The sequence below is a fragment of the Pseudomonas uvaldensis genome, from assembly GCF_021271205.1.
GTDB lineage: Bacteria > Pseudomonadota > Gammaproteobacteria > Pseudomonadales > Pseudomonadaceae > Aquipseudomonas > Aquipseudomonas uvaldensis.
Genome location: NZ_JAIWKS010000007.1, coordinates 212540 through 233758 on the forward strand (window position 1 = coordinate 212540; position 21219 = coordinate 233758).

Consider the following 21219-nt stretch of genomic DNA (forward strand, 5'->3'; position numbering starts at 1 on the left):
GCCGCCCATTGCAACGGCCTTCTGAAAGAAAGAGGCGATCAGCCTGCCGAGGCAGGTTCCGCCATGGCGACCACGACCTTGCGCGCCCCCTGGAAAGTGGAACGACCGTGTGCAACCAGCATGTTGTCGAGCATCAAGACGTCACCCGTCTGCCACGGAAAGCTCACCTGACAGCGCTGCAGGACTTCGCGAATGTGCTCCAACGCGTGCAATTCAATTGGCGAGCCGTCGCCATAAAACACGTTACGCGGCACACCCTGCTCGCCGACGATGGAGATCAGTGTCTCGCGTACCGGCGCTGCAAGGTTGGAGATATGGAATAGATGCGCCTGATTGAACCACACCCACTCACCCGTCACCGGATGCTGAGCCACAGCCTGGCAGACCTGGCGAGTGGAAAGCTCACCGTCGTCCTTCCACTGGAACTCAATGTTGCTGGCGCGACAGAATTGCTCGACCTGTGAGCGATCCTCGGTGCTGAAAGCCTGTTGCCAAGGCAAGTCCAGGCCGTTGCCGTAATTGCGCACATACATCAGGCGCTTCTCGGCAAAACGCTGGCGGATAGCAGGGTCGATTTGCTGATAGACGAGACGGCTGTCGGCAATGGGCGTTTCACCGCCGACCTGCGCAGCCTGCACACAATGAAACCAGATCTTCATCGGCCAGTTCAGCGAATAGGACTGCTCATTGTGCAGCGGGATAACCTGGTGGGCCGGGTACTCGGTGGAGGTATACACCCGGTTGTTGAGCTTGGTGCGCGGGGTAGAGGCATAGTCGTAGGTCAGCAGCTCGTGACCGAAGCTGCGCGCGAATTCCTCGAAGTCCGCCTCCCCCTTGAATGCGAAACCGCGAAATAAAATACCACCGGCACGAGGCAACTCGGCCTCTACTGCCTGCAGGATCCGCTCTCGACTGGCTTGCCAGGCATCGCCGGCAAGCGGAGCCTGGAATATGAACGGCAGGGTCTGCTCGTTACCCGGTACATCATCCATGGTTTGAACCTGTGCGTGCACCCAACCACTTTCCATATTGAAGCCCCCCGCCATTCCGATCAGCGTATTTTTCGAGAGCACAAACTAATACAAACGACTAACAGGTGCAATAGAGAATCATTGTCATTAATGTCAATCGTATTACAGAAATGGATTATTTTTCCCGCAGCACGTTCTCCCGCTCAGCGATGTGCGACATCAACAAATAGGCAGACCCCAGCAGCCCCTGCATCGTATCGGCATAACGACTACGATTGAGGTACAGAAACTGGCGATTCTTCACTGCGAATAGATTCTGCCACTGGGGGGACTGGCGAAACGCCGCTGTGCTGGCCTCCGAGTCGAGCAGTTCTTCATAGGTGTCGATAATGAAATCGCTGTCGAAGTCGCCGATGCGTTCCAGGCTGTAAGGCACGTTCTGCCGCGCCTCGCGGTACGCGGCGACACGCCCCAGGCCAAAGTCGCCGATAACGTCGTCCATGCCACCGCGACCGATCAGTTGGAAGCCATCGCTGTAGACTTCCAGCGTCGTAACGGTGATGCGCGAAGGGTCTTTCACGCGCTTCTTGAATTCGCTGACAACCCACTGATATTCGTTGAGCATTTCTTCATAGCGTTGCTGCTTGCCGACCAGGTCGGCAAGCTCCTTGGCGTAGGTCTTGATGTCGCTTTCCCGTGCCGGCAGCAGTACGACCGGTGCGATCTTGCTGAGCTTGTCCTTAATATCAGCGTGGTATGACAACCCCACGATCAAGTCAGGTTTCAAGGCTGCGATAGCCTCCAGATCGGGTGACTGGTGCGAGCCGATGTACTGGATTCCCGTCGTATTGAATCGCTGCTGCGTTCCGCGAAACAGCACATCCGAGAACAGCTTCTTGCGCCCTGTCGAACCACAAGGCTTGATCCCCAGCTCGAGCAACTGAGCCGTCAGGCTGAAGTCATGCAAAGACACAATGCAGTGCGGAGCGACAGGAACCTCAACCCGACCAAAACTGTTTTCGAACACTTTGGTTTCAGCGGCGCTGGCCGGTACCGCCACCAATACCAACGGCACACAGAGCAGGCCGACCCAACCTCGAAAAAAACCTTTCACCCGTTCCCGCACGCACTTACCTCCAGACAATTCAATGAACACCGCTGCGTTTCAGCGACTGCGCTGACGCGCCAGCAAAACAATCAAATAAGGCGCGCCGATGATTGCGACCACCAGTCCCGCTGGCAACTGCAAAGGCGGTAAAAACCCCCTCCCCAGCGTGTCGCCGGCCAGCACAAGCAGCGCGCCGACCAAGGCCGACAAGGGGATCAACGCGCCATGGCGATCCCCAGCCATTTGTCGCGCCAGGTGCGGAGCCACCAGCCCGACAAATGTCATGGTGCCGACATTGGCCACTGCCGCAGCCGTCAACATGACACTGCACAGCAGCAAGGAGGCCATGATCCAGCTGACATGCAGACCGCGGCTGAGGGCGACTTTTTCGCCCAACTGCAACAGGTTCAACTGGCGATGGCAGAACAGCAACGGCATCCCCGCCAGCATCAGCCAAGCGCCAAGGCTTCGGACCTGGGCCCAGCCCGCCCGGTGCAGACTACCACCCAGCCACATCAGGGCCGACTCCACCTGATCGATGTTGCCGTAAGTAATCAACAGATCGGCTACCGCACTGAGCATCGCGGTAAGCCCCACGCCCACCAGGATCAGGCGCAACGGCGAGATACCCTGGCGCCAGGACAGCAGCGCAACGAAGAAAGCCACCGCCAACCCGCCGGCCAGTGCAGCCAATGGATAGAGCTCCAGGGGAAGCAGCGTCGGCCAGAGCACGATAATCAGCAACATGGTGACACTCGCGCCCGACTCCACGCCCACCAGGCCCGGCGCCGCCAGAGGATTACGTGTCAACGACTGCATCAACAGACCGGCCAGGGACATGGCGGCGCCCGCCAGTATCGCCAGCAAGACACGGGGCAGCCGCAGCTCCCAGAGTAGATTGCGCGTCGTCGAATCGACCTGCTCAGGCGCCAGTAATGCTTGCCATGCCTGGGCAACGTCCAATGAATAACTGCCGACGGTCAATGCATACGACGCTAGTGCAACAACGGCAGCCATCAGCACCAGCACAGAGATCAAGTCGATCGGTCTGGCCACCCAGGGCAGCAATGGATAGGTTCGGGGCAAGGTCAATCCGGCTCGCATCATCGGACCTTCCTCAATACCAACACAACAAAAATGGGGCCGCCAATCAGGGCGGTCACGATACCGGTGTTGAGCTCGAACGGGCGCACCACGGTCCTTGCCGCGATATCCGCCAGAATCAGCAGCAACGCTCCCAACAAAGGGGCGGCCAATAACAGACGGCGGTAGTCCTCGCCAAACAGCAAACGCGCCGCATGCGGCACCACCAGACCGACAAACCCAATGGGCCCGGCCAGGGCTACCGCGCCCCCGGACAACAACACCACCGAGGCCAGGCCCAGCACCCGCATCTTCAACAGGTTGACCCCCATGCCGGCCGCGGCCTGAGGCCCCAGGCGATGGGCGTTCAAAGCACGGACGTTTACCAGGCACAGGCACATGCCCAGCAAGACATAGGGCCAGACCCAGGCCTGCATCGAGCCCCCGGTCACGCCGATGGAACCGGTCAGCCAGCGACGCAGACTGTCGAGCCCCTGCTGGTCGAGCAGTAACAGGATCGAGGTGATCGCGCTGAACAACGCCGCGATCATCGCCCCGGATAATGTCAGTCGAATCGGATTGTGGCCCCGCCCCGCCAACATCAGGACGCCGATGGAAGCCACCAACGCGCCCGCGAATGCAAACAAGGGAATCATCGACATATCGTTGCCCGGCATCACCAGCAAGCCGAACACGACGAATAACGCGGCCCCGCTGTTGATGCCGAGAATGCCCGGATCGGCCAGCGGGTTGTCACCCACCGCCTGCATGATGACCCCGGCGAGCCCCAGGCTGGCGCCCACCAGCATCGCGACCAGCAGGCGCGGCAGGCGACTGCCGCGAATGACACTCTGGTCTGGATTGTCTGGCGCATAGGCGACCAAGGCCTGCCAGGCCTCATGCCAGGGTATGTCCTTTGCGCCGACGGCCAGGTGAAGCAATCCCGTCAGGCCAATCGCCAGCAATAAACCCAACCAGACCGGTAACCGCAAACCGTGACTCACATCGCCTCCCGCACGGCCAGCGGCTGGATACGATTCGTCTGAGGCACACACAACGGATCGCCCGAATAAGGGTCAGTGATGATGTGCGCATCCAGATCAAACACAGCCTTGAGATTTTCTCGCGTGAAGACCTCGGCCGGCGCGCCCTGGGCGACCAAGCGTCCTTGGCGCATCATCACCAGATGGTCGGCATAACGCGCGGCCTGGTTCAGATCGTGAAGGACCGCCACGATGGTCTTGCCTTGGTCACGCAGATCCACCAGCAATTCAAGCAGCGTGATCTGATGGGCAATGTCGAGAAAGGTCGCGGGTTCGTCCAGCAAAATCACCGGGGTATCCTGGGCCAGGGTCATGGCGATCCAGCAGCGCTGCAATTGCCCCCCCGACAGGGTGGCCAACGAGCGATCGAGCAAAGGAGCGATACCGGCCAACTCAATGGCGCGGTCAATGGCCTGTTGATCCTGCTCGGACCATTGGCGCCACCAGCTTTGCCAGGGGAAGCGTCCCTGCATTACCAGCTCACGCACACTCATGCCGGCTGGCGATGTGGTGCGCTGGGGCAATAACGCCATTCGTTGCGCCAGGGCTCGACGCGAATGCTGCCCCAGTGGTTTCCCCGACAACTGCACACTGCCGGCGCTTGGCCGTAGCATATGCGCCAGCACGTTCAACAGCGTGGTCTTGCCGCAGCCATTGGCCCCGATCAATGCCGTGAAACAACCTTCAGGTATATCCAGGCTGACCCCGTTGAGAATCTGCTGTTCGCCATAGCTCAGCCGCACATCGGTGGCTTTCAGCATGTCTGTCCCTCCACGCCCAAAAGGCCTGACCGAATGGGTTATCGAGCATGCCCCCGCGGTGCTCTTACGTCCCGTGAGACGATGGGTCATCCGCTGAGGGCTATCAAAGTGGGCGACAGGATAAGTCGAAAATAAAATAATTGCCTACAAGCCTGACAACACTAATGCAAACCTTTATCATTTGCAGCTAGTATATGGCCAGTAGACACCCCACCCTTAAGGTCCGCCTGGTAGAACAGAATCAGGGGCAAAAGGCTCCCCAAGAGCAAAATGTAAACTCAAGGACTTCGTCGATGCTCGAAAAAAAAACAACAGTTGGCACCGAAAAACGTTACGGCACGCGTCATACAGCTTTTCACCTGAGCACCCTTGCGCTGGCTTTGGGGAGCATTTTCTCGGCGCAGGCGATGGCCGCACAGGATGAGGCTTCCGACAAAGGCACGGCCATTCAACTGGGTGAAACCAACATCAATGCCACCGCCGTTGAAAATCCGACAGCTCCGCTCGCTGGCAAAGTCGCACTTCGCAATACCAGCGCCACCAAGACCAACGCGGCCATTACCGAAACGCCACAATCGTTGTCCGTGGTGACCGCCGATGAAATGCGTGATCGCAAATCCGACACCATGGCTGACGCCCTGAGCTACACACCGGGTTTCACCAGCCAGCCCAGCAGCTTCAATCGCACGTCCGACCGGTTCCGCATTCGTGGTTTCGACGTTGAGTCCGCCACCGGGGGCTCGCTGCGCGACGGCCTGCGCCTGCAGAACAACTCCTATGAAGGCGTCCAGGAACCCTACGGCATGGAGCGCGTGGAAGTGATCCGCGGCGCGGCCTCGGTCCTGTACGGGCAGCTGTCACCGGGTGGATTCGTCAACGGCGTCAGCAAGCGCCCGACCGAGACTCCGCTGCACGAACTGGGCCTGCAATATGGCAATCACGATCGCAAGCAACTGACCGCGGACTTCAGCGGCCCCCTGGGCGACAGCGAGACGCTTAGCTATCGCTTGACCATGCTCAAGCGCGACAGTGACACCCAGCAGGACTACATCAACGACGACAAGACCTACATCGCCCCGGCCCTGACCTGGCGCCCCAACGATGACACGTCGCTGACCTTGCTGTCTTTCTACCAGAAGAGCGACACACGCTTCTCCGCCCCGCTGCCCTACCAACTCGTCAAAGGTGTCGGCAATGGCCCGTTCACCATCGGCCGCCACGATTTCATCGGCGAGCCTGATTACGACGATATGAATGGCGAGATGTCCGCCATCGGCTACGAGTTCGAACACCGCTTCGACGAGCACACCCGCATCAGCAACAAATTGCGTTACTACGAAGCGGATGTGAAATGGAAGTATCTGCAGGTTCGGACAGGGGCCCCAGTCAATACCGCAGCCGCCACGGGCCTCCTGGCTCGTCAGTACAGTGATCGCCGTGAGCGCTCCAGAGCCCTGGCCAGCGACACCAATGTCGAAACGCGCTGGAACATCGGGGGAGTGGAGAATACTTTCCTGGTGGGCGCCGATACTTACGATGCCTCGTACGACTCGCATAATTTCCGGGGCAACGCACCTTCTATCAATATCGGTGACTACAACTACGGGCAACCGGTAGTGGTGGACAAGGATCCGAGCCGTGATCGTGGCTCACAGATCGACACCCTGCAAAAAGGCATCTATCTGCAAGACCAGATCAAGTTCGACGACCACTGGTTGCTGTTGCTCGGCGGCCGACATGACTGGGCCGACCAGGATCAGAAAGCTTTTGCCCCTGGTCGAACTCCGGTTACTCAGAGCAACGAAGCCACCACTTGGCGTGCCGGCCTTGTGTATCAAGCGGATAACGGCCTGGCCCCATATATCAGCTACAGCGAATCGTTCTTCCCGGTCGCGGTGTCCGAAGTGACCAATGGGCAAACTTTTGACCCTACTGAAGGCAAGCAGTACGAAATCGGCATTCGCTACCAGCCCCCTGGCAGCAACATTCTGCTGAGTGCAGCGGTTTATGAGCTGACCCAAGAAAACGTGCTGAAGTTTGACCTCGGTGGTAATGCCTCTCAAATTGGGGAACAGCGCTCCCGTGGCCTGGAGTTGGAAGCCAAGGCCGACGTGACGCCTCAACTGAGTGTCATCGCGACCTACGCTTACACCGATGCCCGCATTACCAAAAGTTTGACTCAGAGTGAAGTCGGCCAACGCAGCGAAGACACGCCCTACCATCAGGCCGCCATCTGGGCAGACTATAACTTCGCCTTGTTCGGTTTGCCGCAGTTGAAGGTCGGTGGCGGTGCTCGCTACAAGGGAACGACCCAGGCCTCGGGTATCGACTCGCAGATGCCGGCCTATACCCTGTTCGATGCCATGGCCAGCTACCAGATCGACAAAAACTGGGATGTTTCCGTCAACGCAAACAACGTGACCAACAAAAAGTACACCTATTGTGAATTTGCGATCTGCCGCTACGGTGACGAGCGTGAGTTGGTGACGTCCGTTAACTACAGGTGGTAACCAGCCTACCAGTGTCGGACCAATGCGCCTGAACCGGCAGTATCGAGCAGGTAGCAGACGCGACAGCCAATACGGGTGGTGCATGGTCATGGATAGCTGAAAAAAGTCGATCCAGGAACCGCCCAGACTGATAAGTCAGTCTGGGCGGAGCGGCTCAGGCTGGATTTTTTATGCGTGGACAATGCCGCACTTTCGCTTGCCATGCCAAGAGCGCGCTGCACTGATCAGAGCAGGAAGAACATCACTCCAAACCGTGTAATCTCTTCAACTTACTGAGCAGCTCAAGCAACTGTTGAAGCGGCTCCTCACCGAACTGCTCCTGAATCTTCAGGTAATTGCTTGATCGGGTTCCGTGACGCGGGTGCTAAACGTAGCGCTCTAACTTCTTTACCCGCGCCAGACTCTCAAGAGGCCATAACCAACCGGCCCCTTACTTCCACGCGCCTCGTCGACACGACTTACCGTACCTGGTACAGCACAGCAGCTCCTGGCTTGGGTTCAAAAGCTGGCACAGTGCGCTGCTCAAGGGGCATACCTTTGGCGTCCCAAACCAAAGTGTCCGAGGGATATTCGTCCTTGCGGGTCATGGCGTCGATCTGCTTGGCGATCACCTCGGAGCTTTCAGGCACTTCTGGGTTCCATTCAAATACGCCAACTCTGCCATAGAACACAACTGGCGCGTCGACGTCGAGGCGCCGATCGGGACACATGACCAGGCCACGTTCAAGCATAACCCGCAACGCGCCGACAGGCACCGCCTTCACCGCGGGCGTGGTGCGCTCGGTGCTGTGGCCTGGGCAAACATTGGCCGAACGAGTCACCATGTCCTCGACCACTTGACGATCGGACTGAGCCTGCGCCGAAAAGGCAACGGCAGACAAGGCGAGCATTACGAGATTTGACTTCCAGAGCACGCGAAACCTCCTATGGAAAATACTTCGACGGTGCGGACCGCCCCAGTGTAAGCACAGTCCGTTGCCAGGGAGCACACATGAAGACTACCACGACATTAGCTTGTCAACCGGCTGACAGCCCCCATGGTGGGTCACTTGGAAGCCACGTCATATCGTGCTCTATAACTTGTAAGATAAGGCTCAGATTGAAAATTGAGATTTCCAATCTATTGACGGTGGCTACAGCTATGGAAAATTCGCGACCAGCGAAGAGTTCCCGAATGCCTTCAGCGAAAGCCTGAGCAATAGCGCTTTCCGTCAAATTCCTGCCACGGCATCTATAACATCTGGTTAACCATGTAGGAAAAACCTGAAGGATAAGTCATCTATTTGGCCTTTACAGTGCAGCGGCCAGCGAATAAGAATAAACACCCACTTACGCCACCACCCTGATTCATTCAACCTGAAAAATAATTTTCCGGAGAATACAGAATGGCCAGCGAAAATCACGTCACGAGAAGTTCCAACGCCAGTACCCCAACATCAGTCAATCGCGCTCTAAACTTCAATCGCGACTACTTTCGCCTGAGGGATTACTATGAAACGTGGTCTGTTGATTACGACAATGATGTGTTGGAGGAGAATTATTGCGGCCCACGCATGATCAGCGACCTGCTGACATCACTTCTTGGCAACGTGGACGAAAACAACAGACAACTACGTAGCTCGTTGCACATCATGGATGCCTGCTGCGGAACCGGACTCGTGGGTAAAGAGCTGGTCCAGCGAGGTTTTAGCGCCGTAGAAGGTTGCGATCTGTCACCGGCGATGACCCGGTTGGCGCGTCAAACCCAGGCGTATAGGGCTCTGTACGGTGGGGTGGACCTGACCGAACACAACACATTGATTGCGGACAACCAGTATGACGCAACTTTGTGCTGTGGTGCGTTCATCGAGGGTCACCTGCCCACAGAAGCCATTCACGAACTTATCCGCATGACCGCCCCAGGCGGACTTTTATTGTTCAGCACGCGCTGCACGTTCTATGAAGCAGAAAACTTCGCGAACATGCTGGACAGTTTAGTCGCGGCAAAAAAAATCTCACCCCTACCGTCACTGATGAATGCTCCTTATTTAGATGAGGTACACGCTCACTACTTGGCATTTAGAGTTGCCCAATAAATAAGGAAACCAGAGCATGGACGCCTTGAATCGTATTTCACTTGAGATGCTTGAGTCTATCGATACGACGCATGAAGTGCGGCGCCTGCGGGAAACCTGTATTCAGGACGGATTCTTTTATTTAACTGATCACGGTATAAATCCGCATTTAATCGATCAGGCATTTATTGCGACACGACAGTTTTTCGCCCTGCCGCTGGAGATCAAGAATCAGTTTTCCCACGTCTACCAACAGGTCAGTCCAAGAACCTGCCGGGGTTATGTACATACCTTTGGTGAGACATTGCATGCTCCTACCGGCCCCGATTGTAAACAGCACTTCGACATGGGAAGGGAGGCCCCGAGTTGTGCAAAGCCCTTCACCGGCCCAAACCTGCTGCCCGACGAGCAAACGGCTCCCGGTTTCGCCAAGACGATGCTGGCCCTGCAGGATCAAGTCATGCACAACGTGGTGCCTCGATTATTACAAGGGCTGGCGCTTGCACTTGGCTTGGACAAGCGATTCTTCGAGCCCTTCTTTTCCGACCCAGTATTGATCCAGCGCGCCCTGTACTACCCACCCCAGCGCAGTGGCGCGGGCAAACATACCGACAACGGCATATTCACCTTGTTGTTCCAGGAAGCTGGTGATGCCTGCGCGCTACGCGCTTTTTCCCAAGGACGCTGGATCGATGTACCGCCTCGCGGGCAGGAGGTGGTGGTCAACCTGGGGGACATGCTGATGAAGTGGAGTAATGGCCTCTTTACCAGTACACCCCACCAAGTCATCCACCGTGCGAACAGCGGCAGGGTGTCGCTGCCGTTTTTTGTATATCCGAACGTGGACGCTGAGTTCAACCCTCTGGGCAGCGACCAGGTCGTATCGTGCCAGCAAGTCATGCTTGAAAACTTCAACTCAATCTGGGTAACCGGCCAGGGTGCTGGCAGGGCTCGCGAACTCGCTTGACCCCACCATCAGGAGGAATCGATATGCAAGCTGCCAAGCCGAAAGTCGGCTTCATCGGTACCGGGAACATGGGCCGTCCATTGATAGAACGTCTGTTGAACGCGGGCTACGAGGTCCAGGTGTACGATATCGACCCCACGCATGCTCGCCCGGTGATCGAGTTGGGCGCCTCCTGGAAAGACACCCCCGCGCTGTGCGCTAACACATGCCAGATCGTGGTGACCTGCCTGCCGCTACCGCACCACGTGTTGGAAAACATGACGGGCGAGCACGGCGCCCTGGCAGGAATGGCTCAAGGGACGGTCTGGATCGACACATCCACCACCGACTATCACAACACCCGTCATATCGCTGAACTGGCCAGGCAAAAAAACATCTTCAGCCTGGAAGCGCCCGTCAGCAACCTGTCACATATGGGCGTGGATTTCGCCAATGTGTGTTTCTACATTGGCGGTGATGAACGCGGTTACCGCTTGAGCCAGGTCATGCTTGAAACCATGGGCCGCAAATCCTTCTATGTGGGAGAAATTGGAGCCGGCCAATCGGTCAAGCTGCTCACCAACCTGCTGTTCTACACCGCCACCGTGGTATGGGCCGAATTGCTGATCATAGCCAGGGCCAACGATATTCCCCTGCATTGGCTGTGGGACTACGTGAAAGTCTCGCGGGGAAACTGCTTTGTCAGCAACCAGCTGACTCCGTTCATATTCGACGCCAGCTACGATCATTCCTGTACGCTGGAGATCACCATCAAGGACACGAGCCTCACCGAGGCACTGGCCGATGAACTGGGGGTGGCAATGCCGCTGGGACGCATCGTCGCCCAGCGCTATTGCCAGGCGGGGAAGCTGTTCGACAGCCAGGACAATCACGTAAAAGTAGCCGCCTTGAGTGAGCGGGAAAACGAACTGTGCCTCACCCTGCCCAATTTTCATGCCCCTTCGCCCTATGGTGCCAATCGCAACTATCGCCACAGCGGCGATGTGGTTGAAGACGCCTTGGGCCGTATCACACCCACCCTCGCACCGCTGTTCCATTCAGGCGTTGTATTCACCAATGACAACAAGATCAAACTGGCCTCGCACCTGGTGGAGTTTCTGGCTTGCATCAACAAGGTCATCCTCGACGAGGCCTGTCAGATCGGCCGCGCAATGGGCCTCTCGGACGCCCTGATCGAGCAGGTGGTGAACTGGAGTTGCGGCCCCAGCTGGGTTGCCGAGCACCTGGATAGCTACGAGCCGTGTCTGGACAGTATTGCAGCCGTTGGCGAACTCCAGCAGGCGTTGCAACTGCCCGTCATCGAGCAAATCTTTCATCAGTCGATTTTGGGCTTCCCGTCCCCTGCCCAGGCAGTCGGCCATGGGTTGCGAGAGGGAGTGGTCACGCCATGAAGATCACCTCTATCAAGGTCTACCAACTGGATGTACCACTCAAGAACAAGTACAGCCTCAGCGGCGGTCGCCTGCACTACGACTCACTCGACACCACCATCGTCCTGATCACCACGGACAGCGGTCTGGTGGGCGTCGGCGAGAGTTGCCCCTGGGGTGCCACTTACTTGCCGGCCTACGCCAAAGGCGTGCGAGCCGGCATCGACGAATTGGCACCGCACCTGCTTGGGGAGAACCCCTTGCACCTGGATCAGATCAATGCACGCATGGATGTCATGCTACCGGGTCATCCCTATGTGAAAGCAGCAATTGACCTGGCCTGCTGGGACATCCTGGGCAAACACTGCCAATTGCCGATATATGCGTTGCTCGGCGGCCGGTTCCAAGCGTCGATTGCCTTGCAAAGCAGCATTCCCACCGACGACGCAGAGCAGATGGCGAACTATCTGGCACTCGCCCGCAGTGAGGGCTATCGCACCCACTCCTGCAAGGTCGGCATCGGGGTGGATGAGGATGTCGCCCAGATCCGGCACCTGCTTGAGCAGCGCCTGCCCGGAGAAGTCATCACGTTCGATGTCAATCGTGCTTGGACAGTGGCGGAGGCCGTCTCCGTGATGAACAGCGTGAAGGACCCAACTGTGTGCTTCGAACAGCCCTGCGAATCAATGGAACAGTGCCGAGCCGTGCGTGAGTTGACACGCAACCCGATCATTCTTGACGAATCCATCGTTACCCTTGGTGACCTGGTACAAGGCCAGCGCCAGAACATCGCCCAGTTGATAGGGTTGAAGATTGGCCGCGTCGGGGGCCTGACCAAAGCCCGGCAACTTCGGGACTTCTGTGCCTACCACGGCATCCGGATGAACATCGAAGACGTCGGCGGCACACAGATCAGTGACAGTGCCGTGATGCACCTGGCCGCCTCGACTCCCGGCCGCCTGCATCGCGCCAGCTGGAACTGCTGCCGACACCATGAGGTACGACTGGCCGAGGTGGATTTCGAAATCAGCCAGGGACGTGCCTACCTGCGTGACAGCCCAGGTCTGGGACTGACCCTTGACCCTCGGCAGTTCGAGCATCCCGTCGCACAGTACGGATGAACTTCACGGTTTTCAACCTGATCCATGGAGGTCCCATGACCAGCGCCCCTTCACCCTTGCACTTGGTTCGCGGGTTCGACATCGACCCTTTTGCGTCTTTTACCTTACCTAACGAACATTACACTGACAGCCAGTTATTCGACCGGGAAATGGAAGCGATTTTTGCACGTACCTGGCAATACGTCTGCCACATCTCCGCCCTGCCCAACGCGGGTGACTATCGAGTGCGCGATCTCGGCCGCCGCAGTGCTCTCGTGGTTCGGGACAAGGATGGTACGCTGCAGGCGTTCCATAATGTCTGCCAGCATCGCGCGCATCGACTGGTGGAAGGCAGCGGCCATGTACCTGGATTATTGACCTGCCCCTATCATGCCTGGGCCTACAATACCCATGGACAGTTGATCAGCGCCCGTAAATCCGAACACCTCAAAGACTTCAGCACGGATCAGGTTCAACTCAAACCGGTACGCCTGGACGTATTCTGCGGTTTCATATTCATCAACTTCGACTTGCACGCGCGGCCTATGCAGGCCTTGCTGCCTGGTCTTGAAGCATCAATTCGAACCTTCTCACCAGCACCGGAAAAGCTGTTTCACGCCTACTCCAAAGAATATGGCGTGCAGTCCAATTGGAAAGTCTCCGTGGAAAACTACTCGGAGTGCTACCACTGCCCGATGTGCCATCCCACACTCTCGACGGCGACCCTTGACCTGAAGAGTTATCACCTGGCGATCCACGAGCACTATCACGCCCACCTCAGCAGCGACAGTGGTGCGAACCAGGGCTATACGATGAAGGAAAGCTCAACACGGTCTCGCGAATTCGGCGCATGGTATCTGTGGCCGAACTTCTGCCTGGAGGTCTACCCCGGGGGCTACATGAATGTATTGCATCATCTGCCAATCAGCGTCGACAAGACCCTTCAGGTAGTCGAATGGTTCTGCACGCAAGCACTACCCTCTCAGGAAGAGCAGGAGGTGATCGATTTCGTCGCCGTGATCCGTGAGGAAGATATTCCCTTGTGCGCCAGTGTACAGCGTGGCCTGAACAGTGATGGCTACCAACAAGGTCGCTTCATCGTCGACCCAGCATTGGGAGCCAACAGCGAACATGCTGTACACGACATTCAGAAAAAAACCCTGGCTGCGTTGGGACTGCTGCACGCAGGCCGGGAGGGGTCATTCCCCGAAGGATGAAGTCAACCATTCCAGTACCTGGCGAACCGGCGGACTCAGGTTCTCATCACGCCACTTGTACACACTCAGGGCTTCCGGGAGATGAATCGATTCGGAGAAAGGACGCACCAGTTCACCACTTGCTAGCATCTTTTCACTGGTCCGGCGCCACCCAAGGGCGAAACCCAGGCCTTCGACACAGGCCTGCATCATGACCGGGTAGCTGTCATAGAACTTGCCCTTGAGTTCTCCGGCCCTGATGTGGAACTCCCCTAGCCAGTCGCTCCAGGTACTCCAATACTGGGGGGTGGCGACATGATGCAGCAAAGGCAAGTCCGCCAAGGTCTGCAAGGTCAGTGGCCGGTCACCCAAAGATGCCAGGTAACCGGGACTGCATACCGGAAACACGTCATCACTCAAGGTAAACAGCAGAGTGTGATCGCCGGATGGCCGGCCTGAGGTCTGGATGGCGATATCAAATTTTTCGGCGGTTTCGGTAATGGGCTGGATGGACGCATTGAGGCGAACCTCCAGATCAGGGTACTTCCTGTGCAAGGGTGAGATATTCGGCGTCAACCAGTAGAAGGCTTCGCACAATTGAACCTCCAGGACGATTTCGCTGTTGTGTCGTCCTGATTTCAGGTCTTCGGCCCGCGACGCAATGCCCAGGAACGCCGTGCGCACTGCGTCGCGAAACTCGGCGCCCGCCTCGGTCAGGAATACGGCTCGATTTCTACGGATAAACAACGCGACACCGAGAAACTCTTCCAGGGCTCGAATCTGTTTACTGATCGCTGCCTGGGTGAGATGCAACTCGTCCGAGGCCTTGGAAAAGCTTTCCAGACGGGCCGCGGCTTCAAAGGGAACCAAACTGGAAAGTGGGGGCAGTGAGCGTTTGAAGTTATCCATAATTTTCATTCCTCCTGCGTAACCATAAGTCACTTTAACTGCAATTCGAGCTCAATCAGAATCCTTGAGGTCGATCACATAAAGGACCCGTCATGTCTGCGACAACAACGGTTACGGCCGCCGAAAACCGACAAAGCATCCTCATCGTCGTGGGTTCGGTGTTCCTGTTGTCAGTGTCAGACGCGCTTATCAAGGCCACCAGTACCGAGACATCGATGTGGCAGCTTTATGTGATCCGCTCGCTCCTGGCCATTGGCATGCTCGCCGCCTTATTGATGTACCGCCGCGACACAACGCAACAGTGGCCACTCTCCCCCTTGTGGGTAGGAACGAGAAGCCTGTTGCTTGCCTTGATGTGGATCGCCTTTTACAGCGCCCTGCCTTTTATCAGCCTGACCATCGCCGCGTTGGCAATCTATACGACACCTCTGTTTATCGCTTTGTTCTCGGCAATCACCCTGAAAGAGCATGTCACACCGCGCAAATGGCTGGCCATCTTGGTGGGGTTCGTCGGGGTCGTGGTCACACTCAGGCCAAGTCAGGGTGACTTCAACCTATGGACTCTGCTGCCCGTGCTCGCGGCCATTTTCTATGCGCTCGCAGCGGTCGTGACCAAGGGCAAGTGCGCGAAGGAGGTACCGATGCACCTGGCCTTGGCTCTCAACATCGTCCTGCTATTGATGGGCATGGTCGGCAGCGTTGTCGTCGCACAGACCGGCCCTCACCTACCGGGCAATGAGGGCCTGCGTTTCCTGGTGGGCGGTTGGTCGCCGATGGCGATCAGTGACTGGGGCGTGATGGTGCTGCTGGCGGTCCTGATGGTACTGGTCAGCACCGGCATTGCCCGGGCCTATCAAATCGGCGAAACCTCGATCATCGGCGCATTCGACTACACCTACCTGATCTTCGCCATCGCCTGGGGGGCCTTGCTGTTCAACGAAGTGCTCAATGGCCGCACCGCGGCCGGTCTGGCCCTGATCCTGATTTCAGGCTTCATCCTGCTGAAAAAGCCCACCGCCACTCGCTGAACGCTTCACATGCACAGGCCTTAACAAGGAGCTGTTTATGCTGACGTCATCTCATTACCTGCCCAATGTGATCCTGTGGGCGGTGTCTCGCAGCCGCTCTACCGCTTTCGAGCGGGCCGTAATGCAGCACCCAGACGTCAGGGTGTTGCATGAAAGGCTCTCCGAGCCCTTCCTGGCCAAGCATTTTCCCGAAAAACATGCGTTGATTGAACAAACCCGTCGGATCAATAACGGGCCGCCCGGAATCACCGACTACGTCGATGCGATGGCATTGCTCGGTGAACCTCCAGCACCACCACACCGCTTGCAATTCTCCAAGGAAATTGCCTACTTCGTCGACTTCGATTCGGTTGATAGCACGTGGCTGGCACAGTTCAGGCATGTGTTCCTGGTCCGCCAACCGTTGGATGTGATGCGGTCGCTGTACCGTGTCAGCCAGAGCGGCGGCACGACCTATTTCGACGCGGATGAATCCGGCTTCGATGAGCTGGCTCGCATCCATGAGCGGGTACTTGAACAGTGCGATGCCAACCAGGTGCTGTACCTGGACAGTGATGCCGACTTGATGGGTGATACGCGAGGCACCCTGGCGCGCTTTTGTGATTTTGCCGGTATCGACTTTTCGCCTCGCCTTTTGAGCTGGGAACCGGAAAAGGTCGAACAGTGGCAGTTTTTCCAAGGCTGGCATGACGATGCCGAGCGCTCCTGCGGCTTTGCCCAAGTCGCGCACCCGCAAATCACCTTCCCGGAAACCGTCGAATCCACGGCGCGGGACAAACAGCCCCTCTACAGGTTCTTCCACTTGGCGGCCGCCTGGCAACGGGCGCCATCTATGGCGGATCACCTCGTTTGCCTTTATGAACCGGTAGCGGCACGGCTACGGGTGCTGTTGTTGGCGTCGACAAGGCAGCAGCATCTACGTGCCTTGCGGTGGGCAGCGCAATTGCCTGACGACTATGCTGTCTGGTTATTGAGCAGCCCTGCGCACAGTCATTTCGATGCGCTTACCCGCGAAGTCGAACAACTGCAAGACTTGCCCCTCGTGACACTGACGACCGCTGAAGAACCCGTGTCGCTTGAGTTCGTAAGGCACCTGGGTCATCGCCAGCTCTGCCTGATCTGCCCCGACAGCCCGCAAGCACGCCAGACCGAAGTTGCGTTGATCATCGTCGAGCGAGATAACCCGGCGACGGATGAAATCAGCTCACGGATTGCCCAGCATCAATGGGCGGCAGCCCAACACAGCCGCCAACAGCAGATCAGGACCCAATGTCTCAACGCCTCAATCCGCGCACCATCCCCCTCTTGGCACGCGCGCCTGCATGCGTTGCTGTGCGATGCGCCAGACAGCATTGTCGCGGTCAGCCCCCAACACAGCCTGAGCGCTCGCGAACTGAATGCCCAGGCCTGCAATCTGGCTGAGCGCCTCCTAGACATGTGCCCCCATGGGGGCTGGGTCGCAATACGCCTGGACAAGGACCTGCGCACGCTGGTGACCATGACCGCCTGCAGCCTGCTGCGCTGGCCATACCTGGACATCCCTCACTGGTACGGTACCGACGCGACCGCGGACATCCTGGCGAAACTCGACCCAGTAGCCGTGGTGGGAGATACCCTCACCCTCAAGCCCCTGGCAGACCGCTACCGGTCGCTGGTGCTGGACCATCTGCCGGAGCACTGCGGCGAAGCGCGCGAGCTACGGGCGCAGCCGTTCGGGAACGTCGCTTATGGTTTGCTGACCTCCGGCACCACGGGCATGGCAAAGGTGGTCACTATTGCTGACAACGGTCGCCTCGATTCCCTCGCATTCTGGCAACAGCACATCCGACCCGGTGACCGTGTGGGGCTCAATGCCTGGATGACCGGCTATGTGTATTACCCTATCTTCAGCGGTGCGGTTGCCTGCCTGATTCCGGACGCCATGGTGCTGGATCCCCACGCCCTCACAGGCTTTATCCAGGACAGCCGTCTCTCTCAACTTATGATAACGCCCAGCCTGGTAGCCGGCCTGCTGCAAAACGAGCAGGCGTTCCAACAGGCATTTCGCACCGTGCACACTCTCTGGCTGAGTGGCGAGCAACTGCCCGACGCGATTCGCGAACAACTCGAACGTTGCCTGCCCCACTGCCGGATACTCGATCTGTATGGCTCGAACGAAGCCGGGGACGTCGCCCTGATCGGCCCCGCAGGCCGCTTGCACCTCACCCCCGGCACCGAGGCCTACGTGTTGGACTCGACACTTGAATGCGTTCGCCTGGGCAGTCCCGGCGAACTCTATGTGCACTCACCGGGACTCACACCGGGTTATCTCCAGGACGATGCGGCCGATCAGGCAGCCTTCATAACCAACCCGCTGGCGCTGACCCAGCCGGAACTGGCCCGACGGCTGCTGCGTACCGGTGATATGGTGCGACTCACCGAGGCCGGAAACATCCATCTGCTGGGCCGCAGCACCACGCATTTGAAGCTGCGTGGGTTCAAGGTATTCAGCAGCGACGTAGAACGTGTCCTGGTTGCTCACCCCGAGGTACGCACGGCCTTGGTCACCACGCGAGGCGACGGGCTTGACCTGCAACTGGTCGCCTTCGTCACGCCGGCGGACCCCGAACATCCGCCCCTGGCCACCGTGCTGCGGCATTGGGCGAGTCAACACCTGCCCGCTTTCAGCGTTCCGGTAGCCTATTACCTGAGCCCCTCGATCCCGGCCGGAGCCAGCCAGAAGCGCCTGGGCGCGCACCTATTGCTGCACCAGCCATTGGTTTCTCTTCCGGATGACAAACCGTCGCTCACGCCCTTGCAATCCCGGGTCGCCGCCTTGTGGGGCGATTGCCTGCACCTTCAGGGTGTCACCCTGGGCCATGACAGTGACTTCCTCGAGATGGGCGGCAGCCTGTTGCTGCTGGAACTGATGAACCTGATTAACCGCACTTTCCGCGCCGATCTGTCTGTTGCCGACATCACCCGTAATGCGACCCTGGCAGGCATTACGCAGTTGCTCGCTCTTAGGCTCCAAGGGGAATCCGTGCAGGAGGCCCCCTTCTCGGTCGATGCCGAAACCGAGCTTTACCTGTCCCGGCTGCAAGCACCTGTGGCGCATGTGCCGCCGCGCCAGGCACGGCGAACGATCCTGGTTACAGGGGCTACGGGGTACCTGGGACGGATGATTGTTCGCCAATTGCAACAGACGACGGGCGTGGAGCGCATTCTGTGCCTGGTGCGGGCCGATAGCCCGGCTCACGCGCAGCAGCGGGTGGCCGATCTGGGGCCAGTAGAGGTTGTGGCTGCGAACCTGAGCCAACCCAGGCTAGGCCTGTCACCCGAGGCTCACCGGCAACTGTCCTCGGAAGTCGATTGCATCATTCATTGCGGCGCCGAGGTCAACTGGCTCAAGCGTTATGAACGCCTGGCCGAAACCAATGTAGGCGGCGTCCTGGAGATGCTGCGCCTGGCTGCCCTGGGCGGTGCCGGCGTCATCTTCGCCTCGACCTTGCCGGAAACGATCCCGACGACCGGCTACAACCGAGCCAAGCTGGTTGCCGAACGCGTGGCGATAACGTTCTGTGAACGGACAGGGATAGATCTGAACATCCTGCGATGCGGTGACATCAGCGCCCCCACCCAGGCCAGTGCCTGCGACCGCATCAACCCCGACGACTACGTCGGACTGATGATTCGAAGCTGCCTCGCACTCAAGGCCTGGCCAGCGCAAAGCGACTGGTCGCTGAATCTCACGCCGGTCGATTATGTCGCCCGGATCTTCGTGCATTGCGCCCTCGGCCAGCCGACGACGCACTCGGCACCGATCCATCACCTTTACAACCCGGTGAACACCCGCTGGGTACAGATCTGCACCTGGATCCAGACACTCTTGGGGACGAGCCGGTTCACTGCCCTCCCTTTGGCCGAATGGCAAGCCAGACTCAAGACCCAGGCACCCGGCAACCCCGTGCTCCAGCGCACGTCGCTGATTCTTCCGATGATCATCACCGACTTCGAGCATTTCAGCCATCCGGCCCCGTTACAACTCGCGCATCTGAAATGCCCGGTGATCGATGCCGAATGGACGCAGCAATACTTCACGGCGCTCCACCTACACGCAGGAGAGACCCCATGACGCATACCACCACCGGATGGGCGGCACATAGCCCGGGCTCGCCGTTGAAGCCTTTTACTTATCCACGCTCGGACCCGGGTCCCAATGAAGTCGAGATCCGGGTCACCCATTGTGGAGCCTGTACCAGTGACCTGCATTTGATCGAAGGTCATTGGGGCGAAGCATCTCAATACCCACAAGTGTGTGGTCATGAGGTGGTAGGGGAAGTAGTTCGCACCGGATCTTTGGTAGCGGGGCTCGCCTTGGGACAACGGGTCGGCGTCGGTTGGTACAAAGGTGCATGCCTGGCCTGCGAGTGGTGCTTGAAGGGTGAAGAGCAGCATTGCCCAAACGTGGTGCCTACCTGCAGCGATGGGCACCGAGGGGGCTTCGCGGACTTTTTGACCTGCGACGCACGGTTTGTATTCGCCATCCCCGACGCACTGCCCTCCCCCATGGCTGCGCCTTTGTTTTGTGCAGGACAGACCGTGTTCACCGCACTGCTGCACGGTACGCGTCCGGACATGCGGGTCGGCGTTCTGGGGATTGGAGGGCTGGGCCACCTGGCCATTCAGTTCGCCTCCAAGTTCGGGTGCACCGTGACCGCGCTGTCGAGCTCAGAAGACAAGAAAGCCCAGGCCATGGAGCTGGGTGCTCGCCACTTCCACACCCTGGATCCGGCCACGTTGCACGCACAGGAAAACACCCTGGACTTCCTGCTGGTGACCGCCTCCAACGATCAGGACTGGGCCAGCGCCATCGCCTTGCTGCGCCCCCGCGGCACCTTGTGTTTTGCCGGCATGCCCAACCCGATCACCTTGGACATCGCAGCCATGACCTACAAAACCCTGACCGTCTCCACCGCCAACGTCGGCGGGCGTCACGACATGCTGCAAATGTTGGCATTTGCCAGCGAGCATCGCGTCTGGCCGTTGGTCGAAACCTTCCCGGCGACACGCATCAACCATGCCCTGGATGCGCTGCGCAACAACCAGGTGCGTTATCGCGCGGTCATTGAGCTCTGAT

General features: G+C 58.4%; 16 protein-coding genes. 9 read left to right on the forward strand and 7 right to left on the reverse strand.

Annotated features, from left to right (window positions below; translation table 11 throughout):
• Positions 1-38 precede the first annotated feature (38 nt).
• The 5 genes from LCU97_RS18010 to LCU97_RS18030 all read right to left on the reverse strand — a co-directional run bounded on the left by LCU97_RS18010 (position 39) and on the right by LCU97_RS18030 (position 4966).
• Positions 39-992: a TauD/TfdA family dioxygenase gene (locus LCU97_RS18010; protein WP_232777371.1), complete on the reverse strand. Its 954-nt coding sequence runs from the start codon at positions 990-992 to the stop codon at positions 39-41.
• A 154-nt stretch (positions 993-1146) separates the two neighbouring features.
• Complete coding sequence (locus LCU97_RS18015) at positions 1147-2097, reverse strand: ABC transporter substrate-binding protein (protein ID WP_232777372.1); 951 nt, start codon at positions 2095-2097, stop codon at positions 1147-1149.
• A 39-nt stretch (positions 2098-2136) separates the two neighbouring features.
• Entirely contained in the window at positions 2137-3186 is a 1050-nt protein-coding gene (locus LCU97_RS18020; protein ID WP_053154147.1) for a FecCD family ABC transporter permease, read from the reverse strand.
• Complete coding sequence (locus LCU97_RS18025) at positions 3183-4166, reverse strand: FecCD family ABC transporter permease (RefSeq protein ID WP_232777373.1); 984 nt, start codon at positions 4164-4166, stop codon at positions 3183-3185. The genes LCU97_RS18020 and LCU97_RS18025 overlap by 4 nt, the downstream gene beginning before the upstream one ends.
• Positions 4163-4966, reverse strand: coding sequence for an ABC transporter ATP-binding protein (locus LCU97_RS18030; RefSeq protein WP_232777374.1), 804 nt, complete (start codon positions 4964-4966; stop codon positions 4163-4165). Before LCU97_RS18030 ends, LCU97_RS18025 begins: the two co-directional genes overlap by 4 nt.
• Positions 4967-5373: 407 nt before the next feature.
• On the opposite strand from LCU97_RS18030, the gene LCU97_RS18035 reads away from it, so the two are divergent.
• Positions 5374-7476, forward strand: a complete 2103-nt coding sequence (locus LCU97_RS18035; protein WP_232777375.1) for a TonB-dependent siderophore receptor — start codon at positions 5374-5376, stop codon at positions 7474-7476.
• Positions 7477-7934: 458 nt separating this feature from the next.
• Here LCU97_RS18035 and LCU97_RS18040 read toward each other — a convergent pair whose 3' ends face one another.
• Positions 7935-8390 (reverse strand): hypothetical protein, encoded by a 456-nt coding sequence (locus LCU97_RS18040; protein WP_232777376.1) that lies wholly within the window; start codon positions 8388-8390, stop codon positions 7935-7937.
• 471 nt (positions 8391-8861) lie between these two features.
• On the opposite strand from LCU97_RS18040, the gene LCU97_RS18045 reads away from it, so the two are divergent.
• From LCU97_RS18045 to LCU97_RS18065, 5 genes are read left to right on the forward strand one after another with little or no spacing between them, the layout of a single operon-like run.
• The gene (locus LCU97_RS18045) at positions 8862-9551 is read left to right on the forward strand and encodes a class I SAM-dependent DNA methyltransferase (protein ID WP_053154164.1); all 690 of its coding nucleotides are present in this window, start codon (positions 8862-8864) and stop codon (positions 9549-9551) included.
• A 16-nt stretch (positions 9552-9567) separates the two neighbouring features.
• Entirely contained in the window at positions 9568-10497 is a 930-nt protein-coding gene (locus tag LCU97_RS18050) for a 2-oxoglutarate and iron-dependent oxygenase domain-containing protein (RefSeq protein ID WP_232777377.1), read from the forward strand.
• Between the two features lie 23 nt (positions 10498-10520).
• On the forward strand, positions 10521-11888 hold the full coding sequence (locus tag LCU97_RS18055; RefSeq protein ID WP_232777378.1) for an NAD(P)-dependent oxidoreductase: 1368 nt from the start codon (positions 10521-10523) through the stop codon (positions 11886-11888).
• Complete coding sequence (locus tag LCU97_RS18060) at positions 11885-12988, forward strand: mandelate racemase/muconate lactonizing enzyme family protein (RefSeq protein ID WP_053154170.1); 1104 nt, start codon at positions 11885-11887, stop codon at positions 12986-12988. Before LCU97_RS18055 ends, LCU97_RS18060 begins: the two co-directional genes overlap by 4 nt.
• Positions 12989-13023: 35 nt before the next feature.
• Positions 13024-14184, forward strand: coding sequence for an aromatic ring-hydroxylating oxygenase subunit alpha (locus tag LCU97_RS18065; protein WP_232777379.1), 1161 nt, complete (start codon positions 13024-13026; stop codon positions 14182-14184).
• Here LCU97_RS18065 and LCU97_RS18070 read toward each other — a convergent pair.
• A complete protein-coding gene (locus LCU97_RS18070; RefSeq protein ID WP_053154176.1) occupies positions 14167-15072 on the reverse strand; it encodes a LysR substrate-binding domain-containing protein in 906 nt (301 codons plus the stop codon). The genes LCU97_RS18065 and LCU97_RS18070 overlap by 18 nt on opposite strands.
• 92 nt (positions 15073-15164) lie before the next feature.
• Between LCU97_RS18070 and LCU97_RS18075 the strand changes: the two genes are divergently transcribed.
• The 3 genes from LCU97_RS18075 to LCU97_RS18085 are packed head-to-tail and all read left to right on the forward strand — an operon-like array spanning position 15165 to position 21218.
• Complete coding sequence (locus LCU97_RS18075) at positions 15165-16100, forward strand: DMT family transporter (protein WP_053154178.1); 936 nt, start codon at positions 15165-15167, stop codon at positions 16098-16100.
• 37 nt (positions 16101-16137) lie between these two features.
• Positions 16138-20214: an SDR family oxidoreductase gene (locus tag LCU97_RS18080; protein WP_232777380.1), complete on the forward strand. Its 4077-nt coding sequence runs from the start codon at positions 16138-16140 to the stop codon at positions 20212-20214.
• Positions 20211-21218, forward strand: coding sequence for an NAD(P)-dependent alcohol dehydrogenase (locus LCU97_RS18085; RefSeq protein ID WP_232777381.1), 1008 nt, complete (start codon positions 20211-20213; stop codon positions 21216-21218). Before LCU97_RS18080 ends, LCU97_RS18085 begins: the two co-directional genes overlap by 4 nt.
• Position 21219 lies beyond the last annotated feature (1 nt).